Genomic DNA, 15,386 nt, shown 5'->3' on the forward strand with positions numbered 1-15,386 from the left:
ACGGAGACGGCGCCGACGGCGCTCCGGCGACGCTCGGCGCGCTGATGGATGCCCTGGCCGCGGTGCCGGGCCTCCTGCGCCTGCGCTACACCACCAGCCACCCGAACGACTTCGCGGACGACCTGATCCGCGCGCATGCGGTCAACCCGCTGGTGATGCCCTACTTGCATTTGCCGGTGCAGTCGGGCTCGGACCGCATCCTGCACGCCATGAACCGGCGCCATACCGGCGACGCCTACAGGCGGCTGATCGACCGCATCCGTGGGGCGCGGCCCGACATCGCGCTCTCCTCGGACTTCATCGTCGGCTTCCCCGGCGAGACCGACGCGGATTTTGCCGAGACCATGCGTCTCGTCTCCGATATCGGCTTCGCGGCGGCGTTCTCGTTCAAGTACAGCCCGCGGGCCGGCACGCCCGCGGCCGAGCGCGAGGACGCGGTGCCGGAAAGCGTCAAGACCGAGCGGCTGGCCGCGCTTCAGCAGTTGCTCGACGCGCAGCGCCACGCCTTCAACGAGGCGTCCGTCGGCACCGTGACGGAAATCCTGGTCGAGAAGGCCGGGCGCCATCCGGGACAGGTCGCGGGCAAGACGCCGCATCTCCAGGCGGTTCAGTTCGATGCCCCGGCCTCGACCATCGGCACGCTGGTCCCGGTGCGCATCGTTCGGTCGGGCTCCAACAGCCTGTTCGGCGAGATGCTACCCGATGCGGCCGCCGCCGCATGACCTATATGAGTGGCACAACGAGGCAGGAATCCTTGCGTGCCGATTGACGTTGCGTCCGCCCGCGGCCCCACCGGCCGTGGTAAAAGTCCCTCCGCCGGGCGCCCCGGCCTCGCCGAAACCGTCGAGGTTTCGCTGACCTTCGACGACAATCGCCTCGCGAGCCTCGTCTTCGGACAATACGACCAGAACGTCGCGCATATCGAGCGGCGTCTCGGCGTCACCGGCACGGCGCTCGGCAATCATCTCGTCCTCAAGGGTGTGCCCGATGCGGCCGAGAAGGCGCGGCGGGTGTTCGAGCGGCTCTATCTCCGCGTCCAGAAGGGCGGGACGCCGCTGACGCTCGGCGATGTGGACGGGGCGATCCAGGAGGTCACCGTTCAGGGCAACCTGTTTCCTTCGGCCGAGATCACGGCGGATCCCGGCCGGGAGCATTTCGAGCAGATCGCCACCCGCAAGCGCGGCGCCGTGCGGGCCCGCAACGCGGCGCAGAGCGAGTACATCAAGCTGCTGCGCGCCAACGAACTCGTCTTCGCCGAGGGGCCGGCGGGAACGGGCAAGACTTGGCTGGCGGTTGGCCACGCCGTCTCGTTGCTGGAACAGGGCCACGCGGAGAGACTGATCCTCTCGCGTCCCGCGGTGGAGGCCGGCGAGCGGCTCGGCTTCCTGCCGGGCGACATGCGCGAGAAGGTCGATCCGTATCTGCGGCCGATCTACGACGCGCTCTACGACTTTATGGAGGCGCGCCATGTCGATCGCGGTCTCCAGACCGGCATCATCGAGATCGCGCCGCTCGCCTTCATGCGGGGGCGAACCCTCACCAATGCCGTGGTGCTGCTGGACGAGGCGCAAAACACCACGTCGATGCAGATGAAGATGTTCCTGACGCGGCTGGGCGAGAACTCGCGCATGATCATCACGGGGGATCCGAGCCAGATCGACCTCCCGCCGGGGCAGAAATCCGGCCTCGTCGAGGCCGTCAATGTCCTGGACGGCGTCGAGGGGATCGGCCGTGTGCGCTTCCGTGACGTGGACGTGGTCCGCCACGACCTCGTGCGCCGCATCGTCACTGCTTACGAGAAAGCCTCCCACGGCGAGGGGGAGGCCGATCGCAATCCCAATCCGCGTCGTCGGCCCCTGGCCTGAGACGCTCCTTAAGGGCCTTCCACCCCTGGCCCACGTCCTGAGTAGGAGCGGGACGGGCGTGGCCGAGCTCCAATGGCTCGGCCTAGCATCTGTCAGCGCAGCGGCGGCGAACGATAGGCCGGGGCCAGCATATAGGTCTCGGAGTTCCGGCGCGGACCGTTCGGCGTCAAGACCTTCATGTCGTTGTAATAGTCGTTTCCGGTCATGCCGAAGCTACGGCCGTTCATCACGGTCGGGACCGGCACGGCGCCGATCGCGCGCAGATCCTGGCCGTCCTTGCCGATCGGCGGGCCGGGAAAGCGGCTGATGTCCGGATCGACCTCGAGAACCTGCGGCCCGCGCCCGCCGCCATAGAGCAGATCGTCCACGCCCTGGGCGAGGGCGGTGTCGGCGATCGTCAACCCGAGCAGGGCGGCGACGAGGAGGCGAGCATGGGCCAAGGGCGGCTCCTGATCCGAAGGGCGTCTGTCTCGGCGCCCCTGTCGAGGGGAGGGGGCGCTGGCTGTCGGCTTCGATCGAACCCGAAACCTGACAAAGAAAGCTTGATGCCTCAGCCCTTCGACTGGAGCACCGTGCGCCGCTCGCGCAGGCGTTGCTCGCAGCCGGTCCGGTAGGCGTTGAGCAGGAACGGCGTGGTGCGGCAATCATAGGCCTCGTCGGGGGACGGGGCCGGTACCGGGTCGCGGGCCACGATCGGGTGGGGCGCGCAGGCTCCGGCGGCGGCGACGAGCGCCAGGGCGGCGAAGAGCTTCAAGCGGCGCATGCGGATCCTCGGGACGCAACCCGGCCACCGGGCACGAAGCCCGGCAGCGGGACGGAAGACGACCCTGCGGACGGACGGCCCCACTGACAAGCTTCCCGACGCCGTCAGGACGAACCGGGCAGCCGATTGCGCAGGGCTGTCGCCCGCCCGCCACATGTGATCGACCCGCGCCGCATCGCTGCCGATCCGTCCGAGGGTGAGGGCCCGGCACCGTTGAGGCGGACGGCGATGAGATCTCCCCATCGCCGTTCCCGGATCAGACGGCCTTCTGCATCGGCACCACGTTGTGCAGGGTACGATCGGAATTGTCGAAGAAGCGACGGATGTTCCGGGCCGCCTGCCGGATGCGCTGCTCGTTCTCGACGAGGGCGATGCGCACGTAATCGTCGCCGTGCTCGCCGAAGCCGATGCCCGGCGCCACCGCGACGTCGGACTTCTCGAGCAGCAGCTTGGAAAATTCCAAGCTCCCCAGCGGCCGGTACTTTTCCGGTATCGGCACCCAGGCGAACATCGAGGCCTGAGGCACCGGCAGCTTCCATCCGGCCTTGCCGAAGGACTCGATCAGCGCATCGCGGCGCTTCTTGTAGGTCGCCCGCATCTCCTTGATGCAGTCGTCCGGTCCGTTGAGCGCGGCGGTGGCCGCGACCTGAATCGGCGTGAAGGCGCCGTAATCGAGATAGGATTTCACCCGCGTCAGCGCCGCGAGCAGCCGCTCGTTGCCCACCGCGAAGCCCATGCGCCAACCGGCCATGGAGAAAGTCTTCGATAGGGAGGTGAACTCCACCGTCACGTCGATGGCGCCGGGCACCTGCAGAACGGACGGAGGCGGGTTGGCGTCGTCGAAATAGACCTCCGCATAAGCGAGGTCCGACAGCAGGATCAGCTCGTGCTTCTTCGCGAAGGCGACGAGGTCGCGGTAGAAATCGAGGCTCGCGACATAGGCGGTCGGGTTCGAGGGATAGCAGACCACGAGCGCGACGGGCTTCGGGATCGAGTGGGCTACGGCCTTCTCGAGAGCCGGGAACATGGCCGGGGTCGGCTCGGCCGGCACGGAGCGGATCACGCCGCCGGCCATCAGGAAGCCGAAAGCGTGGATCGGGTAGCTCGGGTTGGGCACCAGCACCACATCGCCCGGCGCAGTGATCGCCTGGGCCATGTTGGCGAAGCCCTCCTTGGAGCCGAGCGTCGCCACCACCTGGGTGTCGGGGTTCAGGCTCACGCCGAAGCGGCGCTGATAGTAGCCCGCCTGGGCGCGGCGCAGGCCGGCGATGCCCTTGGAGGCGGAGTAGCGGTCGGTGCGGGGCTTGCCCGCTGTCTCGACGAGCTTCTCAATCACGTGGCGCGGCGCGTCGAGATCGGGATTGCCCATGCCGAGATCGATGATGTCGGCCCCCTGGGCTCGGGCGGCGGCCTTGATCCGGTTCACCTGCTCGAAGACGTAGGGCGGAAGGCGCTTGATGCGGTGAAAATCGGTCATGGCGGGATCTGTCCGGTGTCGCGGGACCTTCCCTCCGCATGTCGTTGGCGGCAGGGAATCGGGCTGTTTACCATCGGCACGGCCGCACGCCGATGGTTTTTTGTCATTCTCGACGGCCTCGAGCGCCGGCTGTCGCATCCGCGACTCTGGCGATTGCGCCGTCGGAGCCGAGGCTGCTGCGCGGAGCGCTCTTCGCGGTTGGCTTCGCGATGCGGGCGCACGAGCGGCCAATAAGGCCAACACGCCCCTTCCTCGGTGGAGCGATCCGCAGATCGGCGCTCATTGCGGCGGCGCCAGCCCTTGCGCGGTCGCCTTGGCCGCGCCCTCGGCGGCGCGTCCCCGGGCCTCGTTGCGCGTGCGGGCACCTTCCAGCTCCGATTGTAGAGCCTTCTGACCCTCGGCATTGCGGGCGCGGGCAGGCCTGGGGGCCGATTCGCCCACCGGCATGTAGCCGGTATCGGCCTTGCGCGAAGCGGCCACGAAGTCCGGCGCTTCGATTTCCTTGGGGCCGTAGCCCGCCCCGGTGAAGGCCGTCTTCAACGGGCTCACATCACCGGAACAGCCGGCCACGAGCGCCAGAACCGGCACGGCCAGGGCGATGGCGCGGAGAATACGGCTCACGAGCATGACAACGGTCTGAAAATGGGACCTGCGGACGGCGACATGTCCTGCCTGGAGCGTTAAATTGTCGGAAACGAGGCCTACCGCGCTCCTTCGGGGTGGATGGACGGCCCGGAACGGGAGGATGGACTCGCGTGGCCACGGAGCGGACCAGCCCGGCAGCGCCGGATTTCGAGACGATTGCCCGTAACGCCAACCAGCTCGCCGAGAGCTTTCGGCAGTCGGCCGCCGCCTCCCTCCAACCGTTCGAGCGGATGGGCCAGGGCGGTGCGGTTCAGGGCACCGACGAAATCGACGAGATGACCCGCACCCTCACGAAAGTGGCGGAGACCTGGCTCGGCGATCCCGAGAAGGCATTGCGGGCTCAGACCCGGCTGACCGAATCGTTCGCTGCCCTATGGGCTTCCACCGCCGCGCGTATGCAGGGAGGCGAGGCGCGTCCAGTCGCCCAGACCGATGCGAAGGACAAGCGCTTCGCCCACGAGGATTGGACCAAGAATCCCGTCTTCGACATCATCAAGCAGAGCTATTTCATCCTCAGCCGATGGGCCGAGGAAATGGTCGAGAAGGCGGAGGGGATCGACGACCACACCCGTCACAAGGCCGAATTCTACCTTCGCCAGTTGCTCTCGGCCTATTCACCGTCGAACTTCGTGATGACCAACCCGGAGCTGCTGCGGCAGACCTTGGAGGAGGGCGGCGCGAATCTCGTACGCGGGATGAAGATGCTGCAGGAGGACATCCAAGCCGGCGGCGGTCAGTTGCGGGTGCGCCAGACCGATCTCAACGCCTTCACCTTCGGCGAGGACGTGGCGGTGACCCCCGGCGAGGTCGTGTTCCGCAACGAGCTGATGGAACTGATCCAGTACGCACCCAAGACCGAGACGGTCCTCAAGCGTCCGTTCCTGATCGTGCCGCCTTGGATCAACAAGTTCTACATCCTCGACCTCAACCCCCAGAAAAGTCTCATCGGCTGGATGGTCAGCCAGGGCCTGACCGTCTTCGTGATTTCCTGGGTGAACCCGGACGAGCGCCACCGCGACAAGGATTTCGAGTCCTACATGCGCGAGGGGATCGAGACCGCCATCGACATGATCGGCGTCGCCACCGGAGAGAATGAGGTCGCGGCCGCCGGCTACTGCGTCGGCGGCACGCTGCTCGCCGTGACGATGGCCTATCAGGCCGCCACGGGGAACCGCCGCATCAAGAGCGCGACCTTCCTCACCACCCAGGTCGACTTCACCCATGCGGGCGACCTGAAGGTTTTCGCCGACGAGGAGCAGATTAAGGCCATCGAGGGTCGGATGGAGGAGCGCGGCTATCTCGAAGGCGCGCGCATGGCCAACGCCTTCAACATGCTTCGGCCGAACGACCTGATCTGGTCCTACGTCGTCAACAACTACGTGAAGGGCAAGGCGCCCCAGGCTTTCGATCTTCTCTACTGGAACGCCGATGCCACGCGGATGCCGGCCGCCAATCACTCGTTCTATCTGCGCAATTGCTACCTCAACAACACGCTCGCCAAGGGCCAGATGGTGCTCGGCAACGTGCGCCTCGACCTGAAGAAGGTGAAGGTACCGGTCTTCAACCTTGCCACCCGCGAGGATCACATCGCGCCCGCGCTCTCGGTGTTCGAGGGCTCGGGCAAGTTCGGCGGTAAGGTCGATTACGTGCTGGCCGGCTCGGGCCATATCGCCGGCGTCGTCAACCCACCCGGCAAGAAACCGAAATACGGCTTCCGAACCGGCGGTCCCGCCAAGGGCCGGTTCGAGGAATGGATCGAGAATTCCACCGAGCACGAGGGCTCGTGGTGGCCCTACTGGTTCCGCTGGATCGAGGAACAGGCTCCGGAGCGCGTACCCGCCCGGATTCCCGGTGAGGGTGCCCTGCCGTCCCTCGGGCCGGCACCCGGCACCTATGTCCGCATGAAGGCGTAGGGGCCGACCGGCGGGAACCATCGGCGCAAAGTCGCGGCCCCATCCGAAGGGCCGCCGAGGCATGGGCGTGAGCGACTGACGTCCGTCGTCCTCACCTGGGCCGCGATTGCGATCAGGGATCGGGCCGCCGCAATCCTGCCCGTCCCCATGCCAGATCTGACGCTGGGGCGGGCGCGCTTTCAGCCCTCCATCGAGTGGCTCCGCCCTCATTCGAACCGCCCGGACGACCCGCTTGGAGCGACAACCGCGCCTCCCACGAGGCGTCGTGATATTCGTCGCGGCTTAGTCTACAAGGGCGGAGAGGCGTCGATTGCACAGCGCGCGATCAGACCGTGCATCATATTACGTCATTTTGCCGAAATTGCTGCCGATGCTGCAACGCGGCAAGAGCTTCTTACGCTAAACTTCCACTCATGTCGGAGTCGCGGAAGAAAGTGTCGCAGGCGGACAAGCTCCGGACTGCGGCAAGGCTAGCTTTTCATCATCATAGATTAAGACATTCACTGCCGCGGGCGCCAAGCCGCGAGTGGCGGGATGCGCTACTCCGAAGAGGTTGAAGCACATGGGCCGCATCACCTTAGAGAATGTCAGCAAGATCTTCGGCTCTAACCATGCCGAAGCTGTCGATCTGATCTCTCGGGGGAAGCGCAAGGCCGAAGTCGCCGAAGCCTGCGGTGCCGTTGTCGGGCTGTGCGACATCTCCTTCGACGTCCGTGAGGGCGAGATCCTGATCCTGATGGGGCTTTCCGGATCGGGCAAATCGACCTTGCTGCGGTGTATGAATCGCCTCGTCGAGCCGACGGTCGGGCGCATTCTGGTCGATGATGTGGACGTGACGCGGCTCGGCCGCAAGGAGCTGCTCGCCTTCCGCCAGAAAACCTTCGGCATGGTGTTCCAGCATTTCGCGCTGCTGCCGAACCGCACCATCCTGTCGAATGTCGGGTTCGGCCTTGAGATCAAGAACGTACCGGTCAAGCAGCGCACGGACGCCGCGATGCAGGCGATCGAGCTGGTCGGTCTCAAGGGCTGGGAAAGCAAGTATCCCCATGAGCTGTCGGGCGGCATGCAGCAGCGGGCGGGCCTCGCCCGCGCCCTGGCCGCGGACGCCGATATCCTGCTGATGGACGAGGCCTTCAGCGCGCTCGACCCGCTCATCCGCCGGGACATGCAGGCGGAGCTGCGTGAGCTGCAGCGCAAACTCAAGAAGACCATCGTCTTCGTCTCGCACGACCTCGACGAGGCCGTGGCGCTGGGTGGCCGCATCGTCCTGATGAAGGACGGTGAGGTGGTTCAGATCGGCCAACCCGAAGAGGTCGTGGCACGGCCGGCGACCGAATATGTCCGTCGCTTCGTCGAACATATCGATCTCGCCGCGGTGATGCGGGCCGAGCAGGTCGCGGATCGTGCGGCGATCGTCCTGTCTCCGACCGACACCGTGGCCGAGGCGCGGCTGCGCACGGCGGCGGGCGGCAGCGATGGTTGGCTCGTCGCCGACCAGGACGGGCGCTTCGTCGGGCGCGTGCGGGCGGAACGCCTGGTCAATGCCCGTGTCGGCGACACGGTGTCGGGCCTCCTCGATCTCGATCCCGGCGTCGTTTCGGCGGGCACCCGCCTCGATGCGGTGCTCGGTCAGGTCGCCGAAGGCGGCGCTGTGGCGGTGGTGGCGGAGGACGGGCGGTTGATCGGCCCGATCACGAGCCGCGACATCGTCCGTGCCCTCGCCGCGCGCCCGAACGCGCATCACGACCACTCACCGACACAGACCAAACCGGCAGGAGCGGAGCGATGGACTGGAACATCCCAAAATTCCCCCTCGACACGCTCAGCGACGACGCCCTCAACTGGCTCACCGAACATGGCAGTTGGCTGACCCGCGCCGTCAGCCGTACGGTCTCGGACTGGATCGAGGCGCTGACCACGGCCCTCGTCGCGGTGCCGCCGTGGCTGGCCATCGCCGTCGCCGCACTCGCCACCGCGAAGATCGGCGGCCGCAAGGTGGGCCTGCTGACATTGGCCGGCCTGCTGTTCCTCTGGAACCTGCGCCTGTGGCAGGCCACCGTCGAGACGCTGGTGCTCGTCATCCTGGCGACGCTGGCGGCCCTGGTGATCGGTATCCCCGTGGGCATCTGGTTCGCCCTGAGCCGGCGGGCATGGCGGACCTTCTCTCCGGTCCTCGACATGATGCAGACGCTGCCGAGCTTCGTTTACCTGATCCCCGCCCTGCCGTTCTTCGGGCTCGGTGCGGTGTCGGCCTGCTTCGCCACCATCGTGTTCTCGGTGCCGCCGGTGATCCGGCTCACCGCCTTGGGCATCCGCAACGTGCCGTCCGAGCTCGTCGAGGCATCCGATGCCTTCGGCAGCTCGGCCACCCAAAAACTGTTCAAGGTGCAGCTGCCCCTGGCGCTGCCGACGATCATGGCCGGCGTGAACCAGACCATGATGCTCGCCCTCTCCATGGTGGTCATTGCGGCGATGATCGGAGCGGGCGGTCTCGGACGCGCGGTCTGGCAATCGATCCAGCGCCTTGAGGCCGGCGCCGGGTTCGAGGCCGGGATCGGCATCGTGATCGTGGCGGTCATCCTCGACCGGGCGACCCAGGCGCTGGCCGCCCGCGCCCGGCCTCACGGCTCCGCCTGAGCCTTCTGCACGGTCTCCGGCGGTACGCCGCCCGAGACCCGCTGCAAGCCTCACACAACCCTCATCCTTTTGTTTGTTTCCTCCTGACGACGAGCCGACCATGCGCGCACATACGCTAGGTGCCCTTCTCTGCCTTGCCCTGACCCAGACGCCGGCGGAGGCCGCGAGCAAGCAGGTCCGGATCGCCTATGTGGAATGGGCGGACGCCGTGGTCGCCACCAACATCCTCAAGCTCGCTCTTGAGGAGAAGGGCTACGAGGTGAAGACGATCCCGCTCGCGGCCGCGGCCATGTGGCAGGCGGTGGCGACAGGTGACGCCGATGCCAGCGTCGCGGCCTGGCTCCCGGTCACCCAGGGCGCCTATTACGAGAAGCTGAAGAACCGCCTCGAGCTGATCGGCCCCAATGTCACCGGTGCGAAGATCGGCTGGGCGGTGCCCGCCTCCTCGCCGCTCAACTCGATCGAGGATCTGAAGACCAAGGCAGGGGATGTCGGCGGACAGGTGATCGGCATCGATCCCGGCGCCGGCATCATGAAAAGCTCGGAAGCCGCGATCAAGGCCTACGGCCTGCCGGTCAAGCTCGTGGACGGCAGCGACGCAACGATGACCAGCGCCCTCAAGGATGCGGTGCGGCAGAAGAAGGACATCGTCGTCACCGCCTGGACGCCGCATTGGATGTTTGCGCGCTACGAGCTGAAATACCTCGCCGACCCGAAGAAAGCATTCGGCGAGGACGAGAGCGTCAACACGCTCGCCCGCAAAGACCTGAAGGACGATATGCCCGAGGTCTACGCGATCCTCCAGAAGTTCAAGCTCTCCGTGAAGGATGAGGAAGCCGTCATGGCCGCGAACGAGGAGAGAGGCGCCAAGCCGGCCGAGACCGCCGCCAAATGGATCGCCAATAATCGCGCCACGGTTGATGGCTGGATTAAATAAAGATTGGGAACAATCCCAACAAATGGTACCGTTTTTGGGTCGAATCATTCAATAGTGAAGTAGACGCTGGGGGCGACATGACGACGAAAAGCTTGGTGGCCACCCGCTTCGGGTGCGCCGCATGGGTCCTGCTGTGCGCATCGTCGGCGCTGGCACAGGGACGGGGTACGGTCGAGCTCGACGCCGAACCGAGCCGGGTGAACCGGGTTCAGCCCATCGCAGTCCCCGATCCGACCTACGAGCCGGAGAGCGCCAAGCCCGCCAGCAACTTCGATCTCGGCCCGCCGAAGGGGAAGACCGATATCGGCACCTTCACCTTCGGCGGCGCCATCCGTGCGCGCTACGATTGGCGCTTCAACGATGTCGGCCTGGGCGGCCAGCGTAAGGCCTCCGAGCATTTCGATTTCGACACGCTGTCGCTCAAGGCGGCCTACGATTCGGACACGATCTTCGGTGCCGCGCAGTACCGCTTCTACGGGGGTAGCTCGATCTACGGGCCGCGCAACGGCTATCGCGGCTATCCGGGCGAGGTCAGCTTCCCGATGTGGGCCTATGTCGGCTACAAGCTGACCAAGGAAGACAGCATCACCGTCGGCCTCAACCAAGCACCGTTCGGACTGACGCCGTATTTCGGCACCAGCTTCATCGAGACCCTCGGCTTCGCCATGGGCCTCGAAGAGGTCTACAATTTCGGCGTGAAGTATTCACACGTCGAGCCGGACCTGAACTATCAGATCGGCTACTATCCGGGTGCCAACCCGAACGCGATCGGCCTGAGCCTCGACAGCGCCCGCTACTCGACCAACATCGTCCGGGCCGATTCCTACGTGCCGTTCGGCAGCAACAATGCCGAACAGAACATGTTCATCGGCCGGGCCGAGTACTTTTTCCTCAAGAACGACCTCGCCTCGTTCGCCGTCGGCGCCTCGATCTGGCATTCCGACCTCTACAACTTCGACACCCGCCAGACCGGCACCAAGCAGCTCGAAGGCGTGCACGTGCTCGGCACCTACGGCCCTTGGGGCTTCAAGGGGATCTATGTTCGCCAGGACATCGATTCGAAGAATCCGCTCCGCAACGATCTGATCAGCATCGGTGGCTTCGACTTCTCGAACAACATGGCCACCCACGGCAATTTCGTCTCGGCCGAAGTGACCTACAAGGTTGCCGATCCGATCGGCCCCTTCACGGTCGTGCCCTATGCGGGCTACAGCGCCTACTTCAAGGATAAGGCCAGCTTCCAGACCAGCGAGCGCTTCATTCTGGGCGGCGCTTGGACGCTCACCGCCGATCCCAACCTGATCGTCTATACCGAAGCCGTGATCGGTCGGAACGACCCCTATGTCGGCGCCGGACAGTTCGTGAACGGTCTTGCCCAAGGCGGCGACAACCGCTGGAAGTCCCGGTTCATCATGAATATCGGCTACTACTTCTGAAACCCTCCTATTCCATTTCGGGGCGCGGCTTCGGACATCGTCCGGCGTCGCGCCCTGAAGCGTTGCCGATTCAGACATATAAAATTTCTGCCATTGCCTGGGGCAAGCAAATCCGCTTTGTTTGAATGTTCCAAAGTAAAACAGAGTCGATTATCACCGGTTTTTACTGAAATATAACGCTTATGACTGATTTTCCGGCGTCTATCGTTGGACCCGGATCGTCATGAGCATTAAGTACGGGCTATCTAGGAAACTGATGGCCGTCACCGGGACGGCCGTGACCGTCGCCTTGATGGGCTTCCTCGGCGTCACGGCTTGGCGGAATGCCGAGCGGGTCCGGGCCGATGTCATCGAACTGGCTATCAAGGAAGCATCCAGCGCCTCCGGACAAGTCGGTATCCAGCTGACGGAAGCCGTGTCCGCGGGTACCGCCATGACGGCCGGCATTTCGGGCATGATCGAGACGGGCACGGCGCAACGGGCCGAGATCGTATCCATGACCCGGGCCACCGCCTTGCGCTACCCGAACCTCTACGGCGCCTGGATGTGCGAGACGGTCGACCGCCTTCTGAACAGGGCGCTGCCCGGCACGGAGGCGGTCAACGACAAGGGGCTTTTCACGCCCTACTGGACGAAGAACGCGGCCGGAACGCCCGAATTCTCGACCTTCGCGTTCGACGGTACCGAGCAATGGTACCAGGCGCCGGTCGCCAACGGCAAAAGCCTCGTGACCGAACCTTACCTGACCACCCGCGGCGACTTGGTCACCTCGATCACGGCACCGGTGATGCTCGACGGCCGCGTCGTCGGCGTGGGCGGCGTCGACATCAAGCTCGACATGCTGCCCGGGATGCTCGGCGCGCTGCGCCCCTTCGGGAGCGGGCGCGTCATGCTCCTGTCCCAGGCGGGCAAATGGCTGGCACCGCCGGCCGAGGGTCTGGAGATGAAGCCCTACGAAGGGGCGGAAGTCGGGGATGTGCGGGCGGCGCTGTCCGACGGCCAATGGCGTGTCCTGACGGTCGGTCCGGAGGATGGCTTGCGGCTGATCTACCCCTTCTCGGCGCCCGGCATGAACACGACCTGGGCGGTGGTGATGGACATACCGGCTCAGGTGATCGCGCAGCCGGTCTACCGGCAACTTGCCGAGGTCGCGGCCGGCGGCGTCCTCCTTCTCGTCGTCGTCCTGATCACGATCTACGCGGCAACGAAGCTGCTGATCGACCGGCCCCTCACACGCTCGGTACGCACCATCGAGAACCTGATCGAGCGCCGCTACGAGACCGTCATCGCGGACAAGGAACGCAAGGACGAGATCGGCGCGATCGCCCAGGCCCTCGAGATCTTCCGCGACAAGGCACGCCAGGCCGAGAGGCTGGCCGAGGAACAGGAGGTCCGGCAGCGCCATCAGATGTCGCGCGCCGAGACGATCCGCAGCCATTCGCAGCTGTTCGACAGCAAGGTTTCCACGCTGACCGACACCGTGCTGAATCTCGTGGGCGATCTCGACGCGGCCTCGTCGACGCTCAAGGGCGGAGCCGAGGCGACGAGCCTGCGCAGTGCCTCCGTGGCCGCCGCATCGGAGCAGACCTCCGCCAATGTCGGCGCCGTGGCCTCCGCCGCGGAGGAACTTCTCGCCTCCGTGGGGGAGATCGACCGTCAGATCGATCTCTCCACGCAGATCGCCGCGAGCGCCGTCGCCCAGGCCGCGGAGGCACGGACCAAAGTCGATACCCTGGCCGGCGCGGCCCATCGCATCGACGCGGTGATCAGGCTCATCCATTCCATCGCCGCCCAGACCAATCTGCTGGCGCTGAACGCGACGATCGAGGCCGCCCGGGCCGGGCCGGCGGGTCGTGGGTTCGCCGTGGTCGCGACGGAGGTCAAGCAGCTTGCCGATCAGACCACCCGCGCCACCGAGGAGATCGCCCTTCAGATCGCCGCGGTGCAAAACGGCACCGGGGATGCGGTCGCGGTGATAGAAAGCATCTTCGATACGATCGAGCGGATGAGTGCGATCGCGCAGACAATCCGCGAAGCATCCGCACAGCAGGGCTTGGCGATGCACGAAGTCGTCCGCAACATCCAGGAAGCGTCTGCCGGCACTCATGAGGTCTCGGCCAGCATCGCCGCGGTCTCGCAAGCTGCAAGCGAGACCGGCGAGACGGCCAAGGTGGTGAGTTCCGCCGCGGTCGTGCTGCAGGACAAATCGAACGCGCTGCGCAGCGAAGTCCTGACATTCCTATCGAATGTCAGGGCCGTGGGCTGAGAGTTCGGCCCGTAGGGCACCGGGCCGAACCTTCGCGACACTCATTGCTCGGATCGATGTGACGAATAAAAAGGGCCGCCTTGGGGGCGGCCCGAGTTCTTGGGAGGAAACACCTACGGGACCGCGGCACCCGCTGAGGACCGCGACCTGCAACACAGGGTGACGGATCCTCGACACACCGTCTTACACGAGCGCGACCATTTCTTGCGCAGGCAAGACAACAGAGCTGCGCTGCAAACAAACGGCAGGTCGTGGAGCGCCGTGAGCTGTTGTTGCGCAAATCAAGCATATCCTCAACCAAGAGGATGAGGCGCGGCGTACCAATGTGTCCCCGTACAACGCCGCTGCCTTATCCACGGGCATTGGTGCGCGGCCAGCTCTCCATTCGGTCCATCGTCGCAGGGAATGGACGGATGTGCGCGATGCTCAGCTCCGCCCGAACGTTGGGGATGGCTTACCCTTCCGCTCCGCGCTTGGCGGCTGGCCGAAGCAATCGAGATAGGCCTTGGAGAAATGCGAGGCCGAGGTGAAACCGCATTCCATCGCCACCGAGAGCAGCGGCATCGCCGTCTGACGGATCAGGTCGCGGGCATGCTCCAAGCGAATGCGCAGGTAGTGCTTGGCCGGTGAGCGGCCGAGATATTTCAGGAACAGCCGCTCCAGCTGACGGGTCGAGAGATGCACGGCATCGGCGAGTTCCTGGCTGCCGAGCGGCTCGGCGAGCGAGGATTCCATCAGGCCGACGACCTTCAGGAGCTTCGGATGCGCCACGCCGAGGCGCATGCGCAGATCCATCCGCTGGCGCTCGCCGGATTCGCGGATGCGGTGATGGATCAGCTGGTCGGCGACGTAGGAGGCGACGCTCGATCCGTGCTCGCGCATGATCAGCGAGAGCATCATGTCGGCGGCCGCGGTGCCGCCCGCGCAGGTGAATCGATTGCGGTCGATTTCGAACAGATCCGAGCCGATCTCCATGCCCTCGTGCTCCGAGACGAGACCCGGGAGATTTTCCCAGTGGATCGTCGCCCGATAACCGTCGAGGAGGCCCGCCTTGGCCAGAACGTAGGTGCCGGTGCAGACCGCTCCGATGGCGCTGCCGCGGGCATTGGCCCGGCGCAGGGCCGCATGGAGGGCACGATGGTCCGCCCTCTGGATGTCGAGGCCGCCGCACACGACAAGGATGTCGAAATCCTGCACATCGCCGAATCGACCCGAAACCCGGACCTCGATCCCGTTCGAGGCGGTGCAGCGGGTCCCGTCCTCGGACCAGAGGGAGAAACGGTAGAGGTCACGCCCGGCCGCACGATTGGCGAGCCGCAGCGGCTCGATTGCCGAAGAAAAGGCGATCATCGAGAAGCGCTCGACCAGCATGAATCCGACGGTGATCGCCCGATTGGCGGTCGTCTCGCTGGGCACCGTATCGCTCACCGGGCACGCTTCCGTGAAC

13 protein-coding genes are annotated in these 15,386 nt (G+C 65.6%); 8 read left to right on the forward strand and 5 right to left on the reverse strand.

Going from position 1 to position 15,386, the window contains the following annotated elements:
- Positions 1 to 722: radical SAM protein (locus tag OWC43_RS14900; protein ID WP_393957213.1), on the forward strand; the 722-nt coding region annotated here is incomplete at its 5' end.
- Positions 723 to 758: 36 nt separating this feature from the next.
- Positions 759 to 1,865: a PhoH family protein gene (locus tag OWC43_RS14905; protein ID WP_393957215.1), complete on the forward strand. Its 1,107-nt coding sequence runs from the start codon at positions 759 to 761 to the stop codon at positions 1,863 to 1,865.
- A 92-nt stretch (positions 1,866 to 1,957) separates the two neighbouring features.
- Here OWC43_RS14905 and OWC43_RS14910 read toward each other — a convergent pair whose 3' ends face one another.
- The 4 genes from OWC43_RS14910 to OWC43_RS14925 form a co-directional block, all read right to left on the reverse strand.
- Positions 1,958 to 2,305: a hypothetical protein gene (locus OWC43_RS14910; RefSeq protein ID WP_393957217.1), complete on the reverse strand. Its 348-nt coding sequence runs from the start codon at positions 2,303 to 2,305 to the stop codon at positions 1,958 to 1,960.
- A 110-nt stretch (positions 2,306 to 2,415) separates the two neighbouring features.
- A complete protein-coding gene (locus OWC43_RS14915) occupies positions 2,416 to 2,628 on the reverse strand; it encodes a hypothetical protein (protein WP_137827159.1) in 213 nt (70 codons plus the stop codon).
- 256 nt (positions 2,629 to 2,884) lie between these two features.
- Complete coding sequence (locus OWC43_RS14920; RefSeq protein ID WP_137827158.1) at positions 2,885 to 4,105, reverse strand: LL-diaminopimelate aminotransferase; 1,221 nt, start codon at positions 4,103 to 4,105, stop codon at positions 2,885 to 2,887.
- Between the two features lie 279 nt (positions 4,106 to 4,384).
- Positions 4,385 to 4,732 carry a hypothetical protein gene (locus tag OWC43_RS14925; RefSeq protein ID WP_137827157.1) on the reverse strand — a complete coding sequence of 116 codons (348 nt, stop codon included), beginning with the start codon at positions 4,730 to 4,732 and terminating at the stop codon, positions 4,385 to 4,387.
- Between the two features lie 128 nt (positions 4,733 to 4,860).
- Here OWC43_RS14925 and OWC43_RS14930 point away from each other — a divergent pair, with 128 nt between their 5' ends.
- The 6 genes from OWC43_RS14930 to OWC43_RS14955 all read left to right on the forward strand — a co-directional run bounded on the left by OWC43_RS14930 (position 4,861) and on the right by OWC43_RS14955 (position 13,939).
- Positions 4,861 to 6,663, forward strand: coding sequence for an alpha/beta hydrolase (locus OWC43_RS14930; RefSeq protein ID WP_137827156.1), 1,803 nt, complete (start codon positions 4,861 to 4,863; stop codon positions 6,661 to 6,663).
- A gap of 562 nt (positions 6,664 to 7,225) precedes the next feature.
- The gene (locus OWC43_RS14935; RefSeq protein ID WP_393957218.1) at positions 7,226 to 8,533 is read left to right on the forward strand and encodes a glycine betaine/L-proline ABC transporter ATP-binding protein; all 1,308 of its coding nucleotides are present in this window, start codon (positions 7,226 to 7,228) and stop codon (positions 8,531 to 8,533) included.
- Complete coding sequence (locus OWC43_RS14940) at positions 8,449 to 9,300, forward strand: proline/glycine betaine ABC transporter permease (protein ID WP_137827154.1); 852 nt, start codon at positions 8,449 to 8,451, stop codon at positions 9,298 to 9,300. The genes OWC43_RS14935 and OWC43_RS14940 overlap by 85 nt, the downstream gene beginning before the upstream one ends.
- Before the next feature lie 100 nt (positions 9,301 to 9,400).
- Complete coding sequence (locus OWC43_RS14945) at positions 9,401 to 10,237, forward strand: glycine betaine ABC transporter substrate-binding protein (protein WP_393957219.1); 837 nt, start codon at positions 9,401 to 9,403, stop codon at positions 10,235 to 10,237.
- A gap of 77 nt (positions 10,238 to 10,314) precedes the next feature.
- A complete protein-coding gene (locus OWC43_RS14950) occupies positions 10,315 to 11,673 on the forward strand; it encodes a hypothetical protein (protein ID WP_393957220.1) in 1,359 nt (452 codons plus the stop codon).
- A gap of 256 nt (positions 11,674 to 11,929) precedes the next feature.
- Entirely contained in the window at positions 11,930 to 13,939 is a 2,010-nt protein-coding gene (locus OWC43_RS14955) for a methyl-accepting chemotaxis protein (RefSeq protein WP_393957221.1), read from the forward strand.
- 426 nt (positions 13,940 to 14,365) lie between these two features.
- Here the strand turns inward: OWC43_RS14955 and OWC43_RS14960 are convergent, their stop codons facing one another.
- Complete coding sequence (locus OWC43_RS14960; RefSeq protein ID WP_137827411.1) at positions 14,366 to 15,310, reverse strand: GlxA family transcriptional regulator; 945 nt, start codon at positions 15,308 to 15,310, stop codon at positions 14,366 to 14,368.
- Positions 15,311 to 15,386 lie beyond the last annotated feature (76 nt).

Origin of the sequence: Methylorubrum sp. POS3 (assembly GCF_043352485.1) — a bacterium.
Classification (GTDB): Bacteria; Pseudomonadota; Alphaproteobacteria; order Rhizobiales; family Beijerinckiaceae; genus Methylobacterium; species Methylobacterium suomiense.

Excerpts from the sequence above, each read along its gene's own strand:
- OWC43_RS14950 (WP_393957220.1), top strand. The coding sequence starts at position 10,315 with ATGACGACGAAAAGCTTGGTGGCCACCCGCTTCGGGTGCGCCGCATGG.
- OWC43_RS14960 (WP_137827411.1), bottom strand. The coding sequence starts at position 15,310 with ATGCTGGTCGAGCGCTTCTCGATGATCGCCTTTTCTTCGGCAATCGAG.
- OWC43_RS14915 (WP_137827159.1), bottom strand. The coding sequence starts at position 2,628 with ATGCGCCGCTTGAAGCTCTTCGCCGCCCTGGCGCTCGTCGCCGCCGCC.
- OWC43_RS14955 (WP_393957221.1), top strand. The coding sequence starts at position 11,930 with ATGGCCGTCACCGGGACGGCCGTGACCGTCGCCTTGATGGGCTTCCTC.
- OWC43_RS14935 (WP_393957218.1), top strand. The coding sequence starts at position 7,226 with ATGGGCCGCATCACCTTAGAGAATGTCAGCAAGATCTTCGGCTCTAAC.
- OWC43_RS14925 (WP_137827157.1), bottom strand. The coding sequence starts at position 4,732 with ATGCTCGTGAGCCGTATTCTCCGCGCCATCGCCCTGGCCGTGCCGGTT.
- OWC43_RS14920 (WP_137827158.1), bottom strand. The coding sequence starts at position 4,105 with ATGACCGATTTTCACCGCATCAAGCGCCTTCCGCCCTACGTCTTCGAG.
- OWC43_RS14940 (WP_137827154.1), top strand. The coding sequence starts at position 8,449 with ATGGACTGGAACATCCCAAAATTCCCCCTCGACACGCTCAGCGACGAC.
- OWC43_RS14945 (WP_393957219.1), top strand. The coding sequence starts at position 9,401 with ATGCGCGCACATACGCTAGGTGCCCTTCTCTGCCTTGCCCTGACCCAG.